1 protein-coding gene is annotated in these 1,204 nt (G+C 73.1%); it reads right to left on the bottom strand.

Features of this window, described 5'->3' with window-relative positions; translation table 11 throughout:
- Positions 1-1,204: [protein-PII] uridylyltransferase family protein (locus B8460_RS17050; protein WP_048862817.1), on the bottom strand; the 1,204-nt coding region annotated here is incomplete at both ends.

The raw sequence follows: 1,204 nt of genomic DNA, 5'->3' as shown, positions 1-1,204 counted from the left end.
GGAGCGCCCGCAGCCGCCCCGCCTGCCACGCCCGCACCGAGGCGGCGACATGCGCCGTGTCCTGAAACCCGAGCGCACGCAGCGCCGCGACCGTCGCCTCCGCCGGCGCCGCGTCGCCGCGGAAATCGAGCACCACCGCCGGCCGCGGCGCCTCGCCCTCCGGCACCAGCTCAAACACCGCCGTGTAGTCCGCCCGCACCCGCAGCAGATGGTCCAGCAGGTCGCGCGCGAAGGCATCGGCGTCCGCATAACCGAGGAACACCGCGAGGCGGCCGAGTTCGTCCGCCCGCTCCGGCAGCGCATGGGTCTGCCGGTCGGCGACCATCTGCACCCGGTGCTCGACGCGGCGCAGGAACCCATAGGCGGCGATCAGATCCTCCGCCGCCCGCGCCGGCAGGTGTCCCGCGGCGGCGAGGCGGCGCAGCGCGCCCACCGTGGTCGGATCGCGCAGCGCCGGGTCCCGCCCGCCCCAGACGAGCTGCAGGGTCTGCGCCAGGAACTCGATCTCCCGGATGCCGCCCTCGCCGAGCTTGACGTTGTGGCCGGCGATGCGGGCCGCCGGATGCGTCCCCGCGGTCAGCGCGGTGTCCTTGTGCGCGTCGATCCGCCGCTTCATCGCGTGCAGGTCGGCGACCGCCGCGAAATCGAGGCCGCGCCGCCAAACGAACGGGCGGATCGCGTCCAGGAACCCGGCTCCCATGGCTAGGTCGCCCGCAACCGGCCGCGCCTTCAGCATCGCGGCGCGTTCCCAGTTCTGGCCCATGCTTTCGTAGTAGAACAGGGCGCCGGGCAACGAGACGGCGGGCGGCGTCGCGCCCGGATCGGGACGGAGGCGCAGATCGGTGCGGAAGACATATCCCCCGGCCTCACGGCGTTCCATGAACGCGGCAAGGTCGCGCGCGTAACGGCTGAAGCAGGTTCCCATGCCGTCGGGGTCACGGGCATACACGCCCGCGTCGGGGTCGTAGAGAAGGATGAGGTCGATATCGCTGGAGTAGTTCAGCTCGCGGGCGCCGAGCTTGCCCATGCCGAGGACAACGAACCCCGCCTCCCGCTCCGGTTCATCGGGATGCGGCAGACGCAGTTCGCCCGCGTCGTGCCCGGCGCGCAGGATATGCGCGACGGCCCGCCGCAGCGCCGCCTCGGCGAGCGCGGACAACGCGGCCGTCACCTGCGCCAGATCCCACTGCCCGCCGATATCGGC

Source organism: Acidisphaera rubrifaciens HS-AP3 (genome assembly GCF_000964365.1).
GTDB lineage: Bacteria > Pseudomonadota > Alphaproteobacteria > Acetobacterales > Acetobacteraceae > Acidisphaera > Acidisphaera rubrifaciens.
This window is presented reverse-complemented; position numbering and strand designations above follow the sequence as displayed.